General features: G+C 72.0%; 19 protein-coding genes. 9 read left to right on the top strand and 10 right to left on the bottom strand.

Annotated elements, in window-relative coordinates; all coding sequences use genetic code 11:
* Window positions 1–17 precede the first annotated feature (17 nt).
* Window positions 18–416 carry an ectoine synthase gene (locus tag ACZ607_RS04730; protein ID WP_099176037.1) on the top strand — a complete coding sequence of 133 codons (399 nt, stop codon included), beginning with the start codon at window positions 18–20 and terminating at the stop codon, window positions 414–416.
* 3 nt (window positions 417–419) lie between these two features.
* Window positions 420–1,313, top strand: a complete 894-nt coding sequence (gene thpD / locus ACZ607_RS04725; protein ID WP_469731673.1) for an ectoine hydroxylase — start codon at window positions 420–422, stop codon at window positions 1,311–1,313.
* Between the two features lie 83 nt (window positions 1,314–1,396).
* Here the strand turns inward: thpD and ACZ607_RS04720 are convergent, their stop codons facing one another.
* Window positions 1,397–2,446, bottom strand: a complete 1,050-nt coding sequence (locus ACZ607_RS04720) for a zinc-binding dehydrogenase (protein ID WP_469731670.1) — start codon at window positions 2,444–2,446, stop codon at window positions 1,397–1,399.
* Window positions 2,447–2,517: 71 nt separating this feature from the next.
* Here ACZ607_RS04720 and ACZ607_RS04715 point away from each other — a divergent pair, with 71 nt between their 5' ends.
* Together ACZ607_RS04715 and ACZ607_RS04710 are read left to right on the top strand one after the other, a co-directional pair.
* A complete protein-coding gene (locus ACZ607_RS04715; RefSeq protein WP_469731668.1) occupies window positions 2,518–3,090 on the top strand; it encodes a TetR/AcrR family transcriptional regulator in 573 nt (190 codons plus the stop codon).
* Between the two features lie 60 nt (window positions 3,091–3,150).
* Window positions 3,151–4,164 (top strand): VOC family protein, encoded by a 1,014-nt coding sequence (locus ACZ607_RS04710; RefSeq protein WP_469731666.1) that lies wholly within the window; start codon window positions 3,151–3,153, stop codon window positions 4,162–4,164.
* 23 nt (window positions 4,165–4,187) lie between these two features.
* Here the strand turns inward: ACZ607_RS04710 and ACZ607_RS04705 are convergent, their stop codons facing one another.
* The gene (locus ACZ607_RS04705) at window positions 4,188–5,747 is read right to left on the bottom strand and encodes a glycoside hydrolase family 53 protein (RefSeq protein ID WP_469731664.1); all 1,560 of its coding nucleotides are present in this window, start codon (window positions 5,745–5,747) and stop codon (window positions 4,188–4,190) included.
* A 105-nt stretch (window positions 5,748–5,852) separates the two neighbouring features.
* Window positions 5,853–7,898, bottom strand: coding sequence for a beta-galactosidase (locus ACZ607_RS04700; RefSeq protein ID WP_469731662.1), 2,046 nt, complete (start codon window positions 7,896–7,898; stop codon window positions 5,853–5,855).
* 187 nt (window positions 7,899–8,085) lie between these two features.
* On the opposite strand from ACZ607_RS04700, the gene ACZ607_RS04695 reads away from it, so the two are divergent.
* The 4 genes from ACZ607_RS04695 to ACZ607_RS04680 all read left to right on the top strand — a co-directional run bounded on the left by ACZ607_RS04695 (window position 8,086) and on the right by ACZ607_RS04680 (window position 12,276).
* On the top strand, window positions 8,086–9,399 hold the full coding sequence (locus tag ACZ607_RS04695; protein WP_469731660.1) for an extracellular solute-binding protein: 1,314 nt from the start codon (window positions 8,086–8,088) through the stop codon (window positions 9,397–9,399).
* Window positions 9,396–10,322, top strand: a complete 927-nt coding sequence (locus ACZ607_RS04690) for a carbohydrate ABC transporter permease (protein WP_469731658.1) — start codon at window positions 9,396–9,398, stop codon at window positions 10,320–10,322. Before ACZ607_RS04695 ends, ACZ607_RS04690 begins: the two co-directional genes overlap by 4 nt.
* Window positions 10,319–11,179, top strand: coding sequence for a carbohydrate ABC transporter permease (locus ACZ607_RS04685; RefSeq protein WP_469731656.1), 861 nt, complete (start codon window positions 10,319–10,321; stop codon window positions 11,177–11,179). Before ACZ607_RS04690 ends, ACZ607_RS04685 begins: the two co-directional genes overlap by 4 nt.
* 62 nt (window positions 11,180–11,241) lie before the next feature.
* The gene (locus tag ACZ607_RS04680) at window positions 11,242–12,276 is read left to right on the top strand and encodes a LacI family DNA-binding transcriptional regulator (protein ID WP_469731655.1); all 1,035 of its coding nucleotides are present in this window, start codon (window positions 11,242–11,244) and stop codon (window positions 12,274–12,276) included.
* A 73-nt stretch (window positions 12,277–12,349) separates the two neighbouring features.
* On the opposite strand, the gene ACZ607_RS04675 is transcribed toward ACZ607_RS04680, so the two are convergent.
* The gene (locus ACZ607_RS04675; protein ID WP_469731869.1) at window positions 12,350–12,868 is read right to left on the bottom strand and encodes a GNAT family N-acetyltransferase; all 519 of its coding nucleotides are present in this window, start codon (window positions 12,866–12,868) and stop codon (window positions 12,350–12,352) included.
* Window positions 12,869–12,955: 87 nt separating this feature from the next.
* Window positions 12,956–14,026, bottom strand: coding sequence for an alkene reductase (locus ACZ607_RS04670; RefSeq protein ID WP_469731653.1), 1,071 nt, complete (start codon window positions 14,024–14,026; stop codon window positions 12,956–12,958).
* Between the two features lie 148 nt (window positions 14,027–14,174).
* On the opposite strand from ACZ607_RS04670, the gene ACZ607_RS04665 reads away from it, so the two are divergent.
* Window positions 14,175–14,678, top strand: a complete 504-nt coding sequence (locus tag ACZ607_RS04665) for a MarR family winged helix-turn-helix transcriptional regulator (protein ID WP_469731651.1) — start codon at window positions 14,175–14,177, stop codon at window positions 14,676–14,678.
* 1 nt (window position 14,679) lies between these two features.
* Here the strand turns inward: ACZ607_RS04665 and ACZ607_RS04660 are convergent, their stop codons facing one another.
* The 5 genes from ACZ607_RS04660 to ACZ607_RS04640 all read right to left on the bottom strand — a co-directional run bounded on the left by ACZ607_RS04660 (window position 14,680) and on the right by ACZ607_RS04640 (window position 20,577).
* A complete protein-coding gene (locus ACZ607_RS04660; RefSeq protein WP_469731648.1) occupies window positions 14,680–15,741 on the bottom strand; it encodes an aminotransferase class V-fold PLP-dependent enzyme in 1,062 nt (353 codons plus the stop codon).
* 70 nt (window positions 15,742–15,811) lie between these two features.
* The gene (locus ACZ607_RS04655) at window positions 15,812–16,549 is read right to left on the bottom strand and encodes a DsbA family oxidoreductase (RefSeq protein ID WP_469731636.1); all 738 of its coding nucleotides are present in this window, start codon (window positions 16,547–16,549) and stop codon (window positions 15,812–15,814) included.
* Between the two features lie 117 nt (window positions 16,550–16,666).
* A complete protein-coding gene (locus ACZ607_RS04650) occupies window positions 16,667–18,187 on the bottom strand; it encodes an alpha/beta hydrolase (protein ID WP_469731634.1) in 1,521 nt (506 codons plus the stop codon).
* 162 nt (window positions 18,188–18,349) lie between these two features.
* Complete coding sequence (locus ACZ607_RS04645) at window positions 18,350–19,858, bottom strand: ATP-binding protein (protein WP_469731632.1); 1,509 nt, start codon at window positions 19,856–19,858, stop codon at window positions 18,350–18,352.
* Window positions 19,855–20,577, bottom strand: a complete 723-nt coding sequence (locus ACZ607_RS04640; protein WP_469731867.1) for a response regulator transcription factor — start codon at window positions 20,575–20,577, stop codon at window positions 19,855–19,857. The genes ACZ607_RS04645 and ACZ607_RS04640 overlap by 4 nt, the downstream gene beginning before the upstream one ends.
* Window positions 20,578–20,675: the final 98 nt, after the last annotated feature.

Below are 20,675 nucleotides of genomic sequence, written 5' to 3'. Positions count from 1 at the left end.
AAAGGCACCACCCCACCGTGATCGTCCGATCTTTCAGTGACATCGAGAACACCGACCGGCACATCAAGTCCGCTTCAGGTACCTGGGAGAGCAAGCGCATCGTGCTCGCCAAGGAGAAGGTGGGCTTCTCTCTCCACGAGACCGTGCTGTACGCGGGCACGGAGACGTCGATGTGGTACGCGAACCACATCGAGGCCGTTCTGTGCACCGAGGGCGAGGCCGAGCTCACCAACGACGAGACCGGCGAGAAGCACTGGATCTCCCCCGGGACGATGTACCTGCTGAACGGGCACGAGCACCACACGCTGAGGCCGAAGACGGACTTCCGCTGCGTGTGCGTCTTCAATCCCCCCGTCACCGGGCGGGAGGACCATGACGAGAACGGTGTATACCCGCTGCTGACAGAGGAGGGCTGAACCATGACCACCGATGTACGCGCCGACCTGTACCCCTCGCGCGGCGCCGCCGAGATGACCACTCCCCGCCAGGACCCGGTCATCTGGTCCGCGCCGGGCGCGCCCGGGCCGGTCACCGCCAAGGATCTCCAGGGTTTCGAGGAGAACGGCTTCCTCACCGTCGACCAGCTCATCACTCCGGAGGAGGTCGACGTCTACCGGGCCGAGCTGGACCGGCTGGTCGCCGACCCGCAGGTCCGGGCCGACGAGCGCTCGATCATCGAACCGCAGTCGCAGAGCGTGCGGTCCGTCTTCGAGGTCCACAAGCTCAGCCAGGTCTTCGCGAACCTGGTCAGCGACGAGCGTGTGGTGGGCCGTGCCCGCCAGATCCTCGGCTCCGACGTGTACGTCCACCAGTCCAGGATCAACGTCAAGCCGGGCTTCGGCGCCTCGGGGTTCTACTGGCACTCGGACTTCGAGACCTGGCACGCCGAGGACGGTCTGCCGAACATGCGGACCGTGTCGGTCTCGATCGCGCTGACCGAGAACTTCGACACCAACGGCGGGCTGATGATCATGCCCGGTTCGCACAAGTCGTTCCTCGGGTGTGCGGGCGAGACGCCGAAGGATAACTACAAGAAGTCCCTGCAGATGCAGGACGCCGGCACCCCGTCCGACGAGGCGCTGACGAAGATGGCCGACCGTCACGGCATCAAGCTCTTCACGGGCGCCGCCGGTTCGGCGACCTGGTTCGACTGCAACTGCATGCACGGCTCGGGGGACAACATCACCCCGTACGCGCGCAGCAACGTCTTCATCGTCTTCAACAGCGTGGAGAACACGGCGCAGGAGCCCTTCGCGGCTCCGATCCGCCGGCCCGAGTTCATCGGGGCGCGTGACTTCACTCCGGTGAAGTAGCGGCGTACGGCAGCCGACAGGGGCGGGACGCGTCATGCGTCCCGCCCCTGTCGGCGTCGCGGGCGCCTTCCCGTCGCCGCTCCTCAGGGGTGCATGACGATCTTGCCCACGTGTCCCCTGCGGGCGAGCGCCTCCTGCGCCCGGGCGGCCTGTTCCAGGGGGTACGTCGCGGCGACGACGGGCCGGACCGTGCCCTCGCGGGCCAGGTCCATGAGAAGGGCGAAGTGCGTGGGCGTGTGCATCGCGGAGCCGATCACCTGCGCGTTGTGCAGATAGAGCCGGCGTACGTCGAAGGCCACGTCGTACCCGCCGAGCGCACCGGCGACGACCCACCGGCCGCCCTCGCGCAGCAGCGGCAGCACCGCGCCCACCAGGTCCCCGGCGACGACGTCGAGGGCGACGTCCACGCCCTCCGGGGCGACGGCGCGGATCTGCTCGGCGACGTCCCGCGCGCGGTCGAGGACCTCGTGGGCACCCGCCTCACGCACCGCGTCGATCTTGGATCCGCTGCTGATGGCGAGGACCCTCGCACCGCGGGCCCGGGCGATCTGGATCAGCGCGAGGCCCACTCCCCCGGACGCCCCCGAGACCAGGGCGGTCTCGCCCTCCCGCAGCCTGCCCCGCTCGATCATGCCCAGCGCGGTGCCGTAGGCGGTCGGAAGCGTCGCGAGCTGGTCGTAGGTGAGCGGGGAGTCCGTCACGTCGTGCACCCGCTCCGCGGCGGCGGTCACGTACTCCGCGTAGCCGCCGTCGCGTTCGCTCCCCATCAGTCCCACCGGGTTCGCGTCGGGTCCCTCGGTGTCGTAGATCGCCGGGTCGACGACCACTCGGCGGCCGACGAGGCCCTCCTCCACGCCGGGGCCGACGGCCACGACCCTGCCCGCCACGTCGGCGCCCTGGATGCGCGGGAAGTCGAGCGGGCCCCGCCAGCCGGACAGCGCCTCCGGGTCTCCCGGCCGGCCGTAGGCGCCCTCACGGGTCCACAGGTCGGTGTTGTTCAGCGCCACCGCCGCGATCCCGACCAGCACTTCTCCGGCCCGGGGCCCGGGCACGGCGACCTCGGCCGGCCGGAGGACCTCCGGCCCTCCGTGCTCCGCGATCCGTACGGCGCGCATGGTCTTCGGCACGTTCATCGTTCGACCTCCGCTGGGTATACTGATCTGTGAACACACCCCACGGTACACCGATCGGTGAAGGAACGTTGATGCAGGACACCCGCCCCCTGACGCCGGCCGGCCGTCGCATCGTCGCGGCCGCCGAGGAGCTGTTCTACGACCGCGGGATCACGGCGATCGGCGTGGATCTGATCGCCGAGCACTCGGGGGTGACCAAGCGGACCCTGTACAACCAGTTCGGCTCGAAGGACCGGCTCGTGGCGGCCTACCTCACCGGGCGTGACCAGCGCTGGCGGTCCCTCGTCCGCGCCACCGTCGACGCCTGCGACGACCCGGTCGACGCCGTGACCGCCCCTCTCGACGCGCTGCGGGTCTGGAGCGGGACCAACGCCCGCGGCTGCGCGTTCATCAACGCCCTGGCCGAGCTCCCGGACGCCTCCCATCCCGCGTACGTCGTCGCCGCGAACCAGAAGCGCTGGCTGCTGGACCTGTTCGAGGACCTCTCCACCGCGGCGGGCTGCTCGGCCCCCGGCACCCTGGCCACCCGGCTCCTCGTGCTGCACGAGGGCGCCCTCGCCACGCAGCCGCTCCCGCTCGACACCCTCCCGGGCACCATCGAGCTGGCGCGGTCCCTGGTGCGGGCCGCCGTGGACCGCCCGTAGGGACCGCCGCGGCGTACAACTCGCTGGACCCCGGCGGGATCAGCGGAGACAGTGGCGCCCATGACTTCGCTCGTACAGCACATCACCATCGACTGCGCCGACGCCTACGAACTCGCCCTGTTCTGGGCCGAGGTGCTCGGATCGCCGCTCTCCGACGACGACGCGCCCGGCGATCCCGAGGCCCTCGTGGAGGCACCGGGCGCCGCACTGCTCTTCGTCACGGTGCCGGAACCCAAGAGCGGCAAGAACCGGATCCATCTGGACATCCGCCCCGAGCGCCGGACCCGCGACGAGGAGGTCGAGCGGCTGCTCGCCCTGGGCGCCACGCTGGTCGCCGACCACCGCAAGCCGAACGGCCGGGGCTGGGCGACCCTGGCCGATCCGGAGGGCAACGAGTTCTGCGTGGAGTGCGGGGCCGCCGAACGCGCGGCGCTGACCGGCACCCGCCTGCCGGTCACCGCCGACGACGTGACGCTGGCGGTACGGCTCGCGGTCGACGCCCTCGCGGCGTCCCCGGTGGACGACTGGCGTGTCCCCGCGGGGTCGTTGGCGTGGGACTGCTGGGAGACCCTGGAGCATCTGAGCGACGACCTCTTCGCGTACGCCGTCCAGCTCGGCCCGCGCAGGCCCTCGCTGGAGACCGAGGTCCCCTACCGCTGCGCACCGGAGCGTGAGGGCGGCCCCGGGAGCAGCGTCTTCGCGGACCCGGAGGCCGGTAACGCGGGGCTGCTCCAGACGCTGGAGGCGAGCGGCGCCCTCCTGACGGCCATGGTGCGGACGGCCTCCCCCGAGGTCCGCTCCTACCACTCGCACGGTGTCTCCGACCCGGAGGGCTTCGCCGCGATGGGCATCGTGGAGACCCTCGTCCACGCCTGGGACGTCGCCGGCACGCTGTCGTTCCCCTGGGCCCCGCCCCGGGACCTCTGCGACCGGGTGCTGGCCCGGCTGTTCCCCGACGCCCCGGACGACGAGGACCGGTGGACCGTCCTGCTGTGGTGCACCGGCCGCGCGGACCTGCCCGGCCGCGACCGTGTCACCTCCTGGAGGTGGCACGGCGCGCCCCTGGAGGGGTGAGCAGCCGGACGCCGGCTCCCCGTCTACCGGTGCGAGAACCAGCCGGCCGCCGGCAGCAGCCTGCCGTCGTAGTCGAACACCGCCTGGTTCTCCCAGGCGTTGCCCGACGCCGGGTCGGCCGGGTCCCAGCCGCTGCCGGTGACGGCGGTCCAGGCGGGTTCCCAGTAGACGGCGCCCAGGCCCCGGCCGTTCGGGACGGCCTCCACGACGTTCATGACGTCGCGGAGGTTCGCCGCCTGGCCGGCCGGGGTCGCCGGGTAGCCGGTGACCAGCTGGCTCGCGGTGGCCACGTTGTTCTCCAGGCCGTCGTCGTTCGCGAGCGTATGGGCGTACGCCGTCTCCGCGACCATGACCGGCTTGCCGTAGCGGGACGCGGCGTCGTCCAGGTTGGTCTGGAGCTCGGCCAGTGAGCCGTGCCAGTAGGCGTAGTACGAGAGGGCGATGACGTCGAAGGGCACCTTCTGCGCCACCGCGTTGTCGAACCACCAGCGGGTGCCCGCGTTGTCGCCGCCCTCGGCGAGGTGCAGGGCCACCTTCGTCGTGGAGGAGACCGCCTTCGCGGCGTTCGCCCCGGAGGTGAGGAGCCCGGCGAGCTGGGACCAGTTGCTCGTCGATCCCTCCGGCCAGAGCATCCCGCCGTTGATCTCGTTGCCGATCTGCACCATGTCGGCGGTGGTGCCCTGGGCCTTCAGCGCGTTCAGCACGTCGTACGTGTGGGTGTAGACGTCCGTACGGAGCCGGCTGTAGTCGTGGCCCGCCCAGGCGGCGGGCTTGTTCTGCTTGCCGGGGTCGGCCCAGGCGTCGGAGTAGTGGAAGTCGATCAGCGTCTTCATGCCGAGGGCCTTGGCACGCTCGGCCATCGCGAGGACATGGGCCTTGTCGTTGTAGCCGTCGGCCGGGTTCACCCACACCTTGAGGCGTACGTAGTTCATCCCGGAGCCCTTGAGGATGCTCATGGCGTCCCCGGTGGTGCCGCTCGCGTTCCTGTACGTGGCGCCGTACGCCTCGTTCTTCGGGAGGGTGGAGAGGTCACCGCCCCTGATGCTCAGCCCGGTGGACCCGGGGGTGAAGGTGATGTCGTCGAAGTTGGCCCACTCCCCCGCGTGGGCGTCGGAGTTGAGGCTGATCGTGCACGCTCCGCCGGTCACCTTGACGGAGGTGACGAGCCGGACCCACTCGCCGTTCGCGGTGGGCGGCAGGTCGGTGCGCTGCTCGGCGGAGCCGCAGTTGCGCAGGGCGAGGTAGGCGGCGTTCTGGCCGCCGCCGGAGCGGACCCAGGCACTCAGGGTGTACGTGCCGTCGGTGAGGCCGCTCAGGTACTGGTAGGTCTCGACCTTGTAGGCCGAGGCCGACCAGTGGCTGAGCCGGGTGCTGCCACCGTGGCCGCCGGCCTCGGTGAAGGAGGCGGCGTCCTGGCCTCCGGCCGAGTACGTCGACCAGCCGGTGGCACCCGACTCGAAGCCGGTGTTGACGGGGGCGGTGGCCGCGTGGGCGGCCTGGGCGGGGAGCGCGGCGAACACGAGGCCGGACAGCGCGGCCACCGCCCCGGCCGCTCTCGCTCGGGTGTGCGTCGTTCCGTACATCGTCGATGTCCCTTCGACAGTTGCGCGGGGCAGGGTCCTTCGTTTGGATGCCGGGCCCCGCGAGCCCGGCCTGATCCGAACGAGAGGCCCTGACGGGTGGGCGCCTCAGCCGTCGAGCCGTACGACGCGGACCGCCCCCGCCGGAACGGCGAGCTTGTCCACGGCGGGCTCGCCGGTGAGGAGTTCGGTGCCGGGGGCGTCCAGCGCCACATCGGCGTCGGTGTCGGAGTGGTTGATCACGAAGAGGTAGCCGCCGGTGTCGCCCGTGCGACGGACGACCTCGACGTCGTACGGGAGGTGGGTGCGCGGCTCGATTCCGGCGTCGGCGGCGGCGCGGTCGAGGACGGCGGCCAGGCCGGCGCCGGAGAGCCGGGTGGAGAGGTACCAGGCGGTGCCCTCGCCGAGCCGGTTGCGGGTGACGGCGGGCCGGCCGGCCGGGACGCCGTCGGCGTACGACCAGACGGTCTCGGCGCCGCGCGGGATCACCACGTCCGACCAGACGTCGCCGGTCAGCTCCGGGCCTTCGGGGGCGCCCTCGGGGGTGACCAGCCGGACGGTGCCGCCCGCACCGAGCGGGGAGAACTCCTCGACGGTCAGGCCCAGTACGTCGCGGAGGGCGCCCGGGTAGGGGCCGGGGTGCACCGCGTCGTCGGCGTCGACGATGCCGGAGAAGTACGAGACGACGAGGGTGCCGCCGTTCTCGACGTACCGGCGGAGGTTGCGGCCGCTCGCCTCGGTGGTGAGGTAGAGGGCGGGGACCACGACCAGCGGGTAGGCGGAGAGGTCCGCGTCCGGGTGGGCGAAGTCCACGGTGAGGTGCCGGTCGTAGAGCGAGGCGTAGAAGGTGTCGGCGCGCTCGCGGGCGTCGTGGTCCTCGCTCGGGCGCCACTCCAGGCGCTGGGCCCACCAGGACTCCCAGTCCCAGAGCATCGCGACGTCGGCGACGGTCCGGGTGGAGCGGACGCCCTCCAGCAGGCCGAGTCCGGCGCCGAGCGCGCTGACCTCGCGCCAGATCCGTGAGTCGGTGCCGGCGTGCGGGACCATCGCGGAGTGGAACTTCTCGGCGCCGCGCCGGGACTGCCGCCACTGGAAGAACATGGCTCCCTCCGATCCGCGGGCGACGTGGGCGAGGCTGTTGCGGGCCATCTCGCCGGGGCGCTTGGCGGGGTTGCGCGGCTGCCAGTTGACGCCGCTGGTGGAGTGTTCGAGCAGGAGCCAGGGCGCGCCGCCCGCGACGGAGCGGGTGAGGTCGGCGGCCATGGCGAGGTTGACGTGGGTGCGGCGGCCGTCGGTGATCAGGTAGTGGTCGTTGGTGACGAGGTCGACCTCGCGGCCCCAGGCCCAGTAGTCGACGGACTCGCACTGGCTGAGGGCGGTCATGAAGTTGGTGGTGACGGGGATGCCGGGGGCGAGCCGGTGCAGGATGTCGCGCTCGGCGGTGAAGTTCTCCCGCATGGTGGCGTCGGCGAAGCGGGCGTAGTCCAGCTGCTGGGCGGGGTTGCCGACGGTCGGGGTGGTGCGGGGCGGGTCGATGTCGTCGAGGGTGCGGTAGCGCTGGCCCCAGAAGGCGGTGCCCCAGGCCGCGTTGACCGCGTCGACGGAGCCGTGGCGGGCGGTGAGCCAGCGCCGGAAGTGCGCGCCGCAGGTGTCGCAGTAGCAGGCGCTGACGGGGACGCCGTACTCGTTGTGGACGTGCCACATCCCGAGGGCCGGGTGGTGCGCGTAGCGGCGGGCGAGCTGTTCGGTGATGCCGGCGGCCGCCGCGCGGTAGGCGGGCGAGCTGTGACAGATGGCGCCGCGCGATCCGAAGGCGAGCCGGGCGCCGTCCCGGGTGACCGGCAGGGCTTCGGGGTGGGCGCGGTAGAACCAGGCCGGCGGGGCGACCGTGGGGGTGCCGAGGTCGGCGCGGATCCCGTTGACGTGCAGCAGGTCGAGAAGCCGGTCGAGCCAGCCGAAGTCGTGGACGCCCGGCTCGGGTTCGAGCAGCGCCCAGGAGAAGATCCCGACGCTGACCATGGTCACACCGGCCTCCCGCATCAGGCGTACGTCCTCGTGCCAGACCTCTTCGGGCCACTGCTCGGGGTTGTAGTCGCCGCCGAAGGCCAGCTTGTGCAGGCCCGCCGGGTACGGCGCGGATTCTGAGTGCGGCATGGACGGCTCCTGGCTCTTTCGGACAACTTCTGGGAACGTGCACACACACTCTCGGCGGCGCAGGGCCAACATAACCGCACAGCAACAACCATTGACAAGTGTCGGTTTCGTTTCTCTACTGTGAACGCTCACAGCGCCGCACCGGCCGGTCCGCCGAGGCTCTGTTCGTCTCGTCAGGGGAGAAACCATGAAATACCGCACCGTCGCGGTGTCCACCGCCGCAGCCCTCGCCGCCACCGCCCTGCTCTCGGGGTGCGGCTCGGACGACGGCGGCGACGAGCCGGCCGCCTCCGGGCCCGCCTCGCTGACCTACTGGGCGTGGGCGCCCGGCCTGGACAAGGTCGCGGACATCTGGAACAAGGGGCCGGGCAAGGAGGCCGGCATCACCGTCACGGTGAAGAAGCAGGCCTCCGGCGACGACCTGGTCACCAAGATCATCACGGCGGCGAAGGCCCACAAGGCCCCCGACCTGGTCCAGGCCGAGTACCAGGCGCTCCCCACACTGGTCTCCAACGACGTCCTCGCGGACATATCCGAGGAGGCGGGCGACGCCGAGGGCGAGTTCGCCGACGGGATCTGGCAGCAGGCGACGCTCGGCTCGGACGCCCTGTACGCGCTGCCGCAGGACTCCGGCCCGCTGATGTTCTACTACCGCCAGGACCTCTTCGAGCAGTACGGCCTGACCGTGCCCACCACCTGGGACGAGTTCGCCGACACCGCCCGCGCGCTGAAGAAGAAGGCGCCGGACAAGGACCTCACCACCTTCTCCTCCAACGACTCGGGCCTCTTCGCGGGCCTCGCCCAGCAGGCCGGCGCGCAGTGGTGGACGACGGGCGGCGACAAGTGGAAGGTCGCCATCGACGACCCGGCCACGCGGAAGGTCGCCGACTTCTGGGGCGGCCTGGTGAAGGAGGGCGCCATCGACAACCAGCCGATGTACACCCCGGCCTGGAACAAGGCGCTCAACACCGGCAAGCAGATCGCCTGGGTCAGCGCCGTCTGGGCACCGGGCACCCTGACCACCGCCGCTCCCGAGACGAAGGGCAAGTGGGCCATGGCCCCGCTCCCCCAGTGGAAGGCCGGCGAGAACGTCACGGGCAGCTGGGGCGGCTCGTCCACGGCGGTCACCAACGACTCGAAGAACAAGAAGGCCGCAGCGACCTTCGCGAAGTGGCTGAACACCGACCCGGCGGCCCTGGCCGCGCTGGTCGAGGAGAGCGGCATCTACCCGGCCGCGACCGCCGCCCAGACCGGTGGCGCGCTCGCGAAGGCGCCGGAGTACTTCTCCGACCAGCCCGCCTTCTACACCGAGGCCGCCAAGATCGCGAAGGGCACCGCCCCGGCCGCCTGGGGCCCGAACGTCAACGTCGCGTACAGCGCCTTCAAGGACAACTTCGCCGAGGCCGCCAAGAACAAGTCGGACTTCGGCCCCGCCCTGACCGCCATGCAGGACGCCACCGTCGCGGACCTGAAGAAGCAGGGCTTCGGAGTCTCGGAGTGACACGCACACCCCGCAGGAGGGCGTACGGGGTCAAGAGCGCCCCGTACGTCTTCCTGATCCCCGCCACCGTCCTCTTCCTGCTCTTCTTCGCCCTGCCCATCGGCTACGCCGTCCACCTCAGCTTCCGCAGGACCGAGGTCAAGGGCCTCGGCCTCGGCAAGGGCGCCCGCGAGGAGATCTGGGCCGGCCTGGTCAACTACACCGACGCGCTCTCCGACTCCGAGCTGCTGCACGGAGCACTGCGCATCCTCGGCTACGGCGCGATCGTCGTCCCGGTGATGCTCGGCCTCGCCCTGCTCTTCGCCCTGCTGCTGGACACCGACGGCCTCCGGGCGCGCGGCTTCAGCAGGCTGGCGATCTTCCTGCCGTACGCGATCCCGGGCGTCATCGCCGCGCTGATGTGGGGCTTCCTCTATCTGCCCGAGGTCAGCCCGTTCCTGTACGTCCTCGACGCGATGGGACTGCCGCGGCCCGATCTGCTGGACGGCGGCCCGCTGTACCTCTCGCTGGCCAACATCGCGGTGTGGGGCGGCACCGGCTTCAACATGATCGTGATCTACACGTCGCTGCGGGCGATCCCCGCCGAGATCTTCGAGGCCGCACGGCTCGACGGCTGCTCGCAGCTGCAGATCGCGCTGCGGATCAAGATCCCGATGGTGGCGCCCTCGCTGATCCTGACCTTCTTCTTCTCGATCATCGCGACGCTCCAGGTGTTCAGCGAGCCCACCACGCTGAAGCCGCTCACCAACTCGCTCTCCACCACCTGGAGTCCGCTGATGAAGGTCTACCAGGACGCCTTCGTCAACAACGACATCCACGCGGCGGCGGCCCAGGCGGTCATCATCGCCCTCGCCACCCTCGCCCTGTCCTTCGGCTTCCTCAGGGCGGCCAACTCCCGTACGAAGCAGGGAGAGTCCCGATGAGCACCCCGTCCCCGGCCGCCCCCGGCCGCCGGCGCCTCCCCCTCGTCCCCACGGCCGCACTGCTGCTCGGCGCGGTGTACTGCCTGCTGCCCGTCGCCTGGGTGCTGGTCGCCTCGACGAAGTCGGGCAGCGAGCTCTTCTCCACCTTCACCTTCCTGCCCGGCACCGGCTTCGCGGACAACGTCGCCGAGCTCACGGAGTACCGCGACGGGGTGTACTGGAAGTGGATGGCCAACTCGGCCTTCTACGCCGGGGCGGGCGCGCTGCTCTCCACGGCGGTGTCCGCGGTCTCGGGGTACGCGCTGGCCGTGTACCGCTTCCGCGGCAAGGAGACCGTCTTCAACATCCTGCTCGCCGGGGTGCTGATGCCTCCGGTGATCCTGGCCGTGCCGCAGTACCTGCTGCTGGCCGAGGCCGACATGACCGACTCGTACCTGTCGGTGCTGCTGCCGCTGATCCTCTCCCCGTACGGCGTCTACCTCGCCCGGATCTACGCGGCGGCGGCCGTGCCGGCCGATGTGATCGAGGCGGGGCGGATGGACGGCGGCGGCGAGTGGCGGATCTTCCGGACCATCGCGCTGCCGATGATGCTGCCGGGGCTGGTGACCGTGTTCCTGTTCCAGTTCGTCGCGGTCTGGAACAACTTCCTGCTCCCCTACATCATGCTCGGCGACGACGAGAAGTTCCCGGTGACCCTGGGGCTCTACACACTGCTCCAGCAGGGTTCGAACACCCCGGCGCTCTACACCCTGGTCATCACCGGCGCACTGCTGGCGATCATCCCGCTGATCGCCCTGTTCCTGGTGATCCAGCGGTTCTGGAGCCTCGACCTGCTCTCGGGCGCCGTAAAGTCCTGACCGCGCGCCGCAAAGCCCTGACAGCTCCTCAACAGGGCTCCTCTTCATGAAAGATCAGCACCATGAGCCGCACAGAACAGAACGGCACGGGCCGTCCCCGGCCGCCGACGATCCACGACGTCGCCCGGGAGGCCGGTGTCTCGCGGGGCACCGTCTCCCGGGTCCTCAACGGCGGTCACAACGTCAGCCCGGCCGCGCTCGACGCGGTCCAGTCCGCCATCCGGCGCACCGGCTACACCGTGAACCGGCACGCCAGGTCCCTGATCACCGGGCGCTCCGACTCGGTGGCCTTCCTGCTGACCGAGCCCCAGGAGCGCTTCTTCGAGGACCCGAACTTCAATGTGCTGCTGCGGGGCTGCACCACCGCGCTCGCCGCCCACGACATCCCGCTGCTGCTGATGATCGCGGGCACGGAGGCGGAGCGCCGCCGCAACATGCGCTACATCGCCGGGCATGTGGACGGGGTGCTGCTGGTCTCCAGCCACTCCGGTGACCCGGTCGCCGCCCAGCTGCACGAGGCCGGGGTGCCGCTGGTGGCCTGCGGCAAGCCGCTCGGGCAGGGGTCGCGGGTCAGCTACGTGGCGGCGGACGACCGGCACGGCGCCCGGGACATGGTGCGTTACCTGTACGGGTCGGGGCGCCGCCGGATCGCCACGGTCACCGGTCCGCTGGACACCCCGGGCGGGGTGGACCGGCTGGCCGGATACCGGGAGACGCTCGCCGAGTGCGGGCTGCCGGTGGACGAGGCCCTGATCGTGCCGGGCGACTACAGCCGGGCGGGCGGTGAGGCGGCGGCCGCGCTGCTGCTGGAGCGGGCGCCCGAGGTGGACGCGGTGTTCGTGGCGTCGGACCTGATGGCCCAGGGCGTGCTGAGCGCGCTGGAGCGGGCGGGCCGGCGGGTGCCGCAGGACATCGCGGTCGGCGGCTTCGACGACTCCCCCGCCGCGCTCGCGGCGCGCCCGGAGCTGACGACGGTCCGCCAGCCGTGGGACCGGATCAGCGCCGAGATGGTACGGGTGCTGCTGGCGCAGATCGGCGGGGAGGACCCGGCGGCGGTCATCCTCCCCACCGAACTGGTGCGCAGGGACTCGGCGTAGGGAGTCGGCGCAGGGGGTCGGAGCAAGGAGTCGGCGCAGGGGGTCGGCGCAGGGGCTTTTCGGAGGGGGCGCCTCAGCCGATCCGCAGGGCCAGCACCTGCCCCGGCCAGGTCCCGGACCGGAAGCGCTCCGTGGGGACGAAGCCGTTGCGCTCGTAGTACGCGACGAGTTCGCCCCCGCCGCCCGCCCAGCAGTCGACCCGCAGCAGGTCCACCCCGGCCCGCCGGGTCTCCCGCACGGCGTGGGCCAGCAGAGCCGACCCGATGCCGAGTCCCGCGTGCCGCCGGTCGGAGACCAGCAGGCGTACGTACAGCTCCGGTTCCCCCGCCGCCGGGATCGGCATCCGCGGGTTGGGGCCGGTGTCGAGCACCAGCGCACCGGCGGGCACACCGTCCAGCTCCGCGACGTACGGCGAGTTCACCGTGGTGTACCCCTCGACCCGGGCCGGGCCTTCGGGCGTCCGCGAATACGGGACGGTGCCCCACTGTTCGGTGTTGCCGCGGGCGTTCATCCAGGCCACGGCGGAGTCGAGCATGTCCAGGATGGCCGGTGCGTCGGCCGGGCCGCCCGGCCTGATCCGTATGCCGTGCATCGTGTCGTCACTCACGCCGGAAGTCTGCCACGGGGACCCGCACGGCATCGGGTCCCCGGCGTCGGGCGTCCGGACGCGCGGTCCGTGTCAGACGGCGTCCAGGGCCGGGTAGTCGGTGTAGCCCTCCGCGCCGCCGCCGAAGAAGGTCTTCGGGTCCGGGGTGTTGAAGGGGCCGCCGGCCTTGAGGCGGGCCGGCAGGTCCGGGTTGGCGAGGAACAGGGCGCCGTACGAGATGATGTCGGCGATCCCGTCGTCGATGACCGTGTGGTGCTCGGGGCCCGTCGGCCCTTCGGAGAACACGTTGATGACGAGGGTCCCGGTGAACTGCTTGCGCAGCGCGAGCGTCAGTTCACGGCCGTCCGCCTGCTCCAGCACGTGCAGGTAGGCGAGACCGAGCGGCTCGAGCTCCGCGACGAGCGCGGTGTAGACGGCGTCCGGCTCGGGCTCCTCGATGCCGTTGTAGGGGTTCCCGGGCGAGACGCGGATCGCGGTCCGCTCGGCGCCGATCTCTGCGACGACGGCCTTGACCACCTCGACGGCGAAGCGGATGCGGGCCGTGTCCGAGCCGCCCCAGGCGTCGGTGCGCAGGTTGGTGTTGGGGGCCAGGAACTGCTGGATCAGGTAGCCGTTGGCGCCGTGCAGCTCGACGCCGTCGAAGCCGGCGTCGATCGCGTTGCGGGAGGCCGTGACGAAGTCGCCGATGGTCGCGCGGATCTCCTCGTCGGTGAGCTCGTGCGGCTCCACGAAGTCCTTGGGTCCCACGTGGGTGTAGACCTGGCCGGGTGCCGCGACCGGGGACGGCGCCACCGGGACCAGTCCGTCCGGCAGCAGGACGGGGTGGCCGATCCGGCCCGCGTGCATGATCTGGGCGAAGATCCGGCCGCCCGCCGCGTGGACGGAGTCGGTGACCTCCCGCCAGGACGCGACCTGCTCGGCGCTGTGCAGCCCGGGGGTGGAGGGGTATCCCTGGCCCACCACGGAGGGCTGGATGCCTTCGGTGATGAGGAGCCCGGCCGAGGCGCGCTGGGTGTAGTAGTCGACGGTGAGGCCGGTGGCCGTGCCGCCCTCGCCGGCCCGGCTGCGGGTCATCGGCGCGAGGGCGATGCGGTTGGAGAGCTGCGTACCGGAGAGATCTACGGGATCGAACACGGTGGTCATGGAAGCCTCCGAGGCATTTAGATTGGTCGGCCAAGTAATGAGCGCCTCGCCACTGTAACCTATTAATTGGCCGACCAAGCTAAAGTTCATGAGGACGTCACGAAGCCCGGCACCGGACCGGGTCGCGGCACCGCACCGAGGAGTCCCGATGAAGGCCGAAAGCGCCACCTCCGCCGACCCCGCCTGCCCCGGGGCGCTGCCCAGCGCCGCCCTCGACGGCCCGGTCAGCCATGCCGTCTCCCGGGTGGCGAGGCTGCACAGGATCACGGCCGGCCGGCTGCTCAAGGGGCTCGGGCTCTACCCGGGGCAGGAGTTCCTGATGATGCACCTGTGGGACACCGGAGCGGTCCGGCAGGCCGAGCTGATCAAGGCCGTGGACCTCGACCCGTCCACCGTCACCAAGATGCTCCAGCGCCTCGAACAGGCCGGGCACGTACGCCGCCGCCCCGACCCGGACGACCGGCGGGCGGTCCTGGTCGAGGCGACGGAGGAGAGCTGCGCCCTGCACGCCGAGGTGCGGGGCGCCTGGTCGGGCCTGGAGGAGCACACCCTGGCGGGGCTGGATCCCGCCGAGCGTGCGGAGCTGGCCCGGCTGCTCGCCAAGGTGGAGGAGAACCTCTGCGCGGAAGCCGGCGAGTGCCCCGCGCGGTAGGTCAGCCGGCCAGCACCTCCAGGGCGCGGTCGACGTCGGCGTCGGTGTTGTAGAGGTGGAAGGCCGCCCGCAGGTTCCCCGCGCGGGCGGAGACCGTCACCCCGGCCGCGGCCAGCTCGGGCTCCCGGCCGCCGAGTCCGGGCACGGCGACGATCGCGGAGGTGCCGGGCACCGGTGCGTGCCCGAGCGACGTCAGCCCCTCCCGGAGGCGGGCGGCGAGTGCGGTGGTGTGGGCGTGCACGGCGTCCACCCCGACCTCGGCCAGCAGCTCCAGGGACTGCTCGGCCCCGTGGTAGGCGAGGAAGGCCACGGGTTCGTCGAACCGCCGGGCGGCGGCCGCGAGCCGCTCGACCGGCCCGTAGACGCTGTCCCAGCGGTCCTCGGCCGCGACCCAGCCCGGATAGAGGGCCGGCAGGGTCTCCTGGGCCTCCTCGGTGACGGTCAGGAAGGACGTGCCACGGGGGCACAGCAGGAACTTGAAGCCTCCGGTGACCGTGTAGTCGTACGCCCCCGCGTCGAGCGGCAGCCACCCCGCCGACTGACTGGCGTCGAGCATCGTCCGGGCCCCGTGCTCGGCGGCGGCCGCACGCACGGCGTCCAGGTCGGCGACCCGGCCGTTGGAGGACTGGGCGGCCGAGAAGGCGACGACGGCGGTGCCGGGACGGACGGCGCCGGCCAGCTCGTCCAGCGGCACGTACCGCATCTTCAGATCGCCCCGGACGGCGAACGGGCTGACGACGGAGCTGAACTCCCCTTCGGGGGCCAGCACTTCCGCCCCGGGTGACAGCGATGCCGCGACGAGGCCCACGTGCGCGGCGACCGATCCGCCGACGGCGACCCGGTCGGAGCCCACGCCGGCGAGACGGGCGAAGCCGCTCCTGGCCGCCTCCACCCGCTCATGGCTGCCGCCGCCCGGCTGCCGCCCCACGGCGTTGTCCTCGGCCAGCGCCTTGACGACGTCGACCGTGCGCCGGGGCAGCAGCCCGCAGCTGGAGGTGTTGAGATAGGTGGTCCCGGATGCGAATTCGGTGGCCCTGACCCGGTCGATCGCAGAAGTCTCCATGCGGGACAGCCTGACGGCCGCTCAACCTCACGTCAACGACGTAAGTTTGAGCGGCGCGCCAAAGAACTCCTTATACGCGCTGGTCGGACGGGTCGGCCTGGGGCACTTCGCAGGCCCCGTCCGCGTCGCAGGCCGCGGCGTCCCCGCCGACCTGGGTGAGACCGGGGACCACGCGGTCCTTCCACGCCTGCTCCAGCGCCTGGACGAAGACCTCCGCGGGCTGGCCGCCGGAGATGCCGTAGCGCCGGTCGAGCACGAAGAACGGCACGGCGTTGGCACCCAGCTCGGCCGCCTCGCGCTCATCGGCCCGCACGTCGTCGGCGTACGCCTCGGGGTCGGCCAGCACCGCACGCGCCTCGTCGGCGTCGAGGCCCGCCTCGACGGCCAGGTCGGCCAGCACCGCGTCGTCGAAGACCGAGCGCTCCTCGGCGAAATTGGCCCGGTAGACCAGCGTCAGCAGCTCGTCCTGGCGCCCGCGGGCCTTGGCGAGGTGGAGCAGCCGGTGGATGTCGAAGGTGTTGCCGTGGTCACGGCCCTCGGTGCGGTAGCCGAGCCCCTCGGCCTGCGCGTTCGCGGCGACGTTGCCCTCCATGGCCCGCGCCTCCTCGGGGCTGCGCCCGTACTTCTGGGCCAGCATGTCGATCACCAGCTCGGTGTCGCCCTTGGCCCGCCCGGGGTCGAGCTCGAAGGAACGGTGGACCACCTCGACCTCGTCACGGTGGGCGAAGCCGGCCAGCCCCTTCTCGAAGCGGGCCTTCCCGACGTAGCACCACGGGCAGGCGATGTCGCTCCATATCTCGACGCGCATGACTCTTCTGTTCTCCAGCTCTGCTGTGACCGATCGCGGAGGGAGCCTCCGCCGCCCGTTCAACGCGGCTGGGGTCCGGCTGATTCCCCGGCGGGGCCACCGCGCACCGGGCGGTCCTCACCCGGCCGGCTCGACGGCCGGGCAGCTCGCACCGCGGGGCGGCACCGTCAGCGAGACCAGGTAGGCGTCGACCGTGTCCCGTACGCAGGGACTGCTGCTGTACGTGCCGTGGCCCCAGCCCTCGTAGGTGTGCAGGACCGCGCTCCGGCCGAGTTGCCGGGCCACACGTGTGGCCCAGTTGTAGCCGGACGCCGGGTCGTGGACCGCGTTGGTGAGCAGGAGGGGGGCGCTGCCCCGGACCTTCAGCCGGTGCTGGGGGTTGTCCGGCCCGGGTGCGCCGAGGCAGGCGGACACGGACATCAGGGCGCGGGGGTACCTCATGTCCGGGGCGACCCCGGCGACGTGGCGCAGCTCACGGGCGTACTCCTCGTAGCCGTCGACCGGCAGAGCCCAGTCCTGGCAGAACACTTCGAACGGGTTCGTCCCCAGCACGGGCGCGGACCCGTCACGCGTCGCTCCTGTGGCCCGTGCCACGTCCGGCTCGCCCTCGTCCAGCCCGCGCAGGTACTCCGCCAGCGCCGCCCACTCCGGGCCGTACAGCCGCTTCATCACCATGACGTTCAGGTCGAACGGGGTGAGCGGCGCGCCGTCGTCCGACAGCTCCCCCCGCTCGGCGCGGTCCAGCAGCCCGGTCCAGCGCGCCCGCACGTCCGAGCCGTGCAGGGCGCAGCCCGGGGTCCGTCCGCACCACGCCACGAACTCGTCGAAGGAGTCCTGCAACGCGGCGGCCTGCGTGGTCAGGAAGCCGCGCAGGCCGAGGCTGTGGTCCACCACGGCCTCCAGCACCAGGGCACGGACCCGCTCCGGGTACCGCTCGGCGTACTGCTCGCCGAGCAGCGTGCCGTACGAACTGCCGTGGAAGGTGAGGGACTTCTCGCCGAGCGCCGCCCGGACGGCGTCGAGGTCCTTCACCGCGCTGAGCGTGTCGACGTGGTCGAAGAGCCCGTTCGCGGTGTTCTTCCGGCAGTCCGCGCGCAGTTCACGGTTGTACGCCGCCGTGGCGTCGAAGTCGGCCCGGCTCCTGATGACCGGCGGCGGACGCCTGTCCAGGAGCTCCTGCGAGCAGCGGACCGAGTTGCTGAGCCCCACACCGCGCGGATCGAAACTGACGATGTCGAACCGGCTGCGAAGGGTGTCGCTGAAGCGGTCCATGGCGCCCTCCCCGACGATCCGGTCCACGCCCGAGTCTCCGGGGCCGCCGGGCCCGAACACCATGGAGCCGACCCGGGCGCCGGGGCCCGTGGCCCTGCGCCGGGCGAGCTGGAGGTCGAACCGCGCCCCGTCCGGCCGGTCCCAGTCCACCGGCACCGACAGCGCGCCGCACTCCGCCGAGGCATCGCGCTCGCACGGCTTCCATGCGATGCGCGAGCCCACTGCCGCACCGTCGGCCGAGCGCGAGCCCTCCGCCGCACCGTCGGCCGATCCCGAGCCCTCCGCCGCACCGTCGGCCGCCCGGCCCGGAGGGGCGCCGTTCGCCACCCCCGCACCGGTGAGGCCGACCACCAGGGCCAGCGCCACACTCCAGGCGCCATGCGCCCGGCCTCCCCCACGCCTGTCCACCACAGCGCCCCTCACGTCGTCCGGCGTCTCTCCTGCCTCTTGAGGATCGCCCGCGTGCGCTCCGCCGTGAATCCGGCAAGACCCTGCGCCATCCCCTAAGGGCCGGGCGTGTGGGCGTGTTCAGGAGTTTGCGGCCGGGAGCAGCAGCCGGAAGGTGCAGCCCTCGCCGGGTCCGGTGTCGAGTTCCAGGCGGCCGCCGTGGGCCTCGGCGATCGTCGAGGCGATGGCGAGGCCGAGGCCGGAGCCGCCGGTCCGGGGGGTGCCGGAGGCCGATGGCGCCCGGTAGAAGCGGTCGAAGACCTGCCGTGCCTCCTCGGGCGTCAGGCCGGGGCCGTCGTCGACGACCTCGACGGCGTGGGCCGGGGTGCCCGGGCGCAGGGGCGGGTTGGTGCTCGTACGGCCGGGGCGGTCGGTGCCTCCGGTGCGGGGGCCGGCGCGCAGGCTCCCGACGCGCACCTGGAGCCGGGTGCCGGGCGGGGTGTGGGCGCAGGCGTTGTCCAGGAGGTTGGCGAGCACCTGGGCGAGCTGATGCGGGTCGCCGGAGCCCTCCACCACGTCGAGTTCGCCCACCCCGAGCGGGGCGAGGGAGATGCGCCGGCCGGGGTGCCGTACGGCCGAGGCGGCGATCCCGTCGGCGGCCAGCGACAGCAGGTCGACGGGTCCGTGCTCGGTGGTGGGGGCGTCGCCGAGCTTGGCCAGCAGGAAGAGGCTGTCGACCAGGCGGCTCATCCGGTCGGCGTTCTGCGCGATGAGCTCATGGGCCTCGCGCCGGCGGGACGGGGACATGTCCGGGTCGTCCAGCAGGAGTTCGGCGAAGCCCTGGAGGGAGGTCAGGGGGGTGCGCAGTTCGTGTCCGGCGTCCGCCATGAAGCGGCGCAGCCGGCGCTCGGTCCTGTCCTTGCGGTGCAGGGCCGCGCGGAGCTGGTCGAGCATGGTGTTGAAGGCGATGCCGAGACGGCCGACCTCGGTGTCGGGACTGGTGTCGGCGACGTTCTGTTCGAGCTCGCCGCTGGTGATGCTGCGCGCGGTGTGCTCGACGCGGGTCAGCGGCCGCAGGCCGAGGCGTACGGCGGCACCGCCCAGCAGCATCACCCCGGTCGCGGCGACCGCACCGATGGCGAGGCTGAACCAGAGCAGCCGGGACGTCGCGTCCCGCACGGTGTCCAGGGGCAGGGCGACGACGGCCCGCATCCCTCCGGGCCCGGAGTCGGCGACCACGCGCCAGCTGCCGTCGCCGTCCCGGGCGGGCACCGTGGCGGGGTGTCCGTCCACGGGATCGCGCGCGGTGATGGTCCCGGCCAGGCGGGGTTCGCCGTGTCCGCTGCCGAGCGAGTCGGGCAGCAGGCGGCCCTCGGCGTCGTAGAAGTAGACGCGGAAGTCGGAGGGCAGGGCCTCGTGCGGGGGTGGCCGGCGGCTGGGTACGGTGCCGTCGGCGATGTCCCGGTAGACGGGCGAGGGCGGGCGGAAGTCGGTGAGCCGGTCGTCGACCTGCCCGATGAGCCAGGAGCGCATGAGGGTCAGCCCGGTGGCCTGGCTCACCAGGACCGCCGCGGTGGCGAGGACCGTGGCGATCAGCACCAGCCGGGTGCGCAGGGAGCGGGGGCGCAGGCGCCTCGGTACCCCTCTCACCGGGTGTGGTCCCGTGGCAGGCGCAGGCAGTAGCCGACGCCCCGCACGGTGTGGATGAGCGGCGGTTCGGCGCGGTCGATCTTGCGGCGCAGGTTCTTGATGTAGGTGTCCACGATGCGGGTGTCGCCGGCGAAGTCGTAGTGCCAGACCTTCTGCAGGATCTGCTGTTTCTCCAGCACCTTCTCGGGCTGTGCCATGAGACAGGCCAGCAGCCGGAACTCCGTCGGGGACAGCGGCACCCGCTGGCCGCCGCGGTGCACCTCGTGCGCCTCCTCGTCGAGGGTGAGGTCGGCGTAGCGCAGGGGCGGGCGCTCGGCGGGCGGCGGTGATGCGTGCGGTCCGGCGCTGCGGCGGAGGATGGCGCGGATCCGCAGCAGGATCTCCTGGACGTGGAAGGGCTTGGTGACGTAGTCGTCGCCCCCCGAGCTGAGGCCGATGATGCGGTCCTCGACCTCGGTGCGCGCGGTGAGGAAGAGGACCGGGGTGTAGATGCCCCGGGCGCGCAGCTCACGCGTCACCGTGAAGCCGTCGGTGTCGGGGAGCATCACGTCCAGCACGATCAGGTCCGGGCCGCTGCGCTCCGTACCGGACAGGGCGTCCTGCCCGGTCCCCGCCGAGACGACCGCGTAACCGGCGGCGTGCAGGGCGGAGGTGAGCAGGGTGCGGATGCTCGGGTCGTCCTCGACGACCAGAACGGTGTGCCGGGCGGATGGGGCCATCACGGCTGGGTTCACCTCGGGTGGTGCGGGTGGTGCGGGCGCGGTGTCCACGGTACGGGGCGCACGGGACGACCTGCGGTGACGCGGGTGTGCCGGTG

This window comes from Streptomyces sp. NPDC104381, from assembly GCF_055583745.1.
Note: the sequence above shows the minus strand (reverse complement) of the source record. Positions and strands in the feature narration are given on the sequence as shown.

Excerpts from the sequence above, each read along its gene's own strand:
- thpD (WP_469731673.1), top strand. The coding sequence starts at position 420 with ATGACCACCGATGTACGCGCCGACCTGTACCCCTCGCGCGGCGCCGCC.
- ACZ607_RS04720 (WP_469731670.1), bottom strand. The coding sequence starts at position 2,446 with ATGAACGTGCCGAAGACCATGCGCGCCGTACGGATCGCGGAGCACGGA.
- ACZ607_RS04715 (WP_469731668.1), top strand. The coding sequence starts at position 2,518 with ATGCAGGACACCCGCCCCCTGACGCCGGCCGGCCGTCGCATCGTCGCG.
- ACZ607_RS04710 (WP_469731666.1), top strand. The coding sequence starts at position 3,151 with ATGACTTCGCTCGTACAGCACATCACCATCGACTGCGCCGACGCCTAC.
- ACZ607_RS04705 (WP_469731664.1), bottom strand. The coding sequence starts at position 5,747 with ATGTACGGAACGACGCACACCCGAGCGAGAGCGGCCGGGGCGGTGGCC.
- ACZ607_RS04700 (WP_469731662.1), bottom strand. The coding sequence starts at position 7,898 with ATGCCGCACTCAGAATCCGCGCCGTACCCGGCGGGCCTGCACAAGCTG.
- ACZ607_RS04695 (WP_469731660.1), top strand. The coding sequence starts at position 8,086 with ATGAAATACCGCACCGTCGCGGTGTCCACCGCCGCAGCCCTCGCCGCC.
- ACZ607_RS04685 (WP_469731656.1), top strand. The coding sequence starts at position 10,319 with ATGAGCACCCCGTCCCCGGCCGCCCCCGGCCGCCGGCGCCTCCCCCTC.
- ACZ607_RS04680 (WP_469731655.1), top strand. The coding sequence starts at position 11,242 with ATGAGCCGCACAGAACAGAACGGCACGGGCCGTCCCCGGCCGCCGACG.
- ACZ607_RS04675 (WP_469731869.1), bottom strand. The coding sequence starts at position 12,868 with ATGCACGGCATACGGATCAGGCCGGGCGGCCCGGCCGACGCACCGGCC.
- ACZ607_RS04670 (WP_469731653.1), bottom strand. The coding sequence starts at position 14,026 with ATGACCACCGTGTTCGATCCCGTAGATCTCTCCGGTACGCAGCTCTCC.
- ACZ607_RS04665 (WP_469731651.1), top strand. The coding sequence starts at position 14,175 with ATGAAGGCCGAAAGCGCCACCTCCGCCGACCCCGCCTGCCCCGGGGCG.
- ACZ607_RS04660 (WP_469731648.1), bottom strand. The coding sequence starts at position 15,741 with ATGGAGACTTCTGCGATCGACCGGGTCAGGGCCACCGAATTCGCATCC.
- ACZ607_RS04655 (WP_469731636.1), bottom strand. The coding sequence starts at position 16,549 with ATGCGCGTCGAGATATGGAGCGACATCGCCTGCCCGTGGTGCTACGTC.
- ACZ607_RS04640 (WP_469731867.1), bottom strand. The coding sequence starts at position 20,577 with ATGGCCCCATCCGCCCGGCACACCGTTCTGGTCGTCGAGGACGACCCG.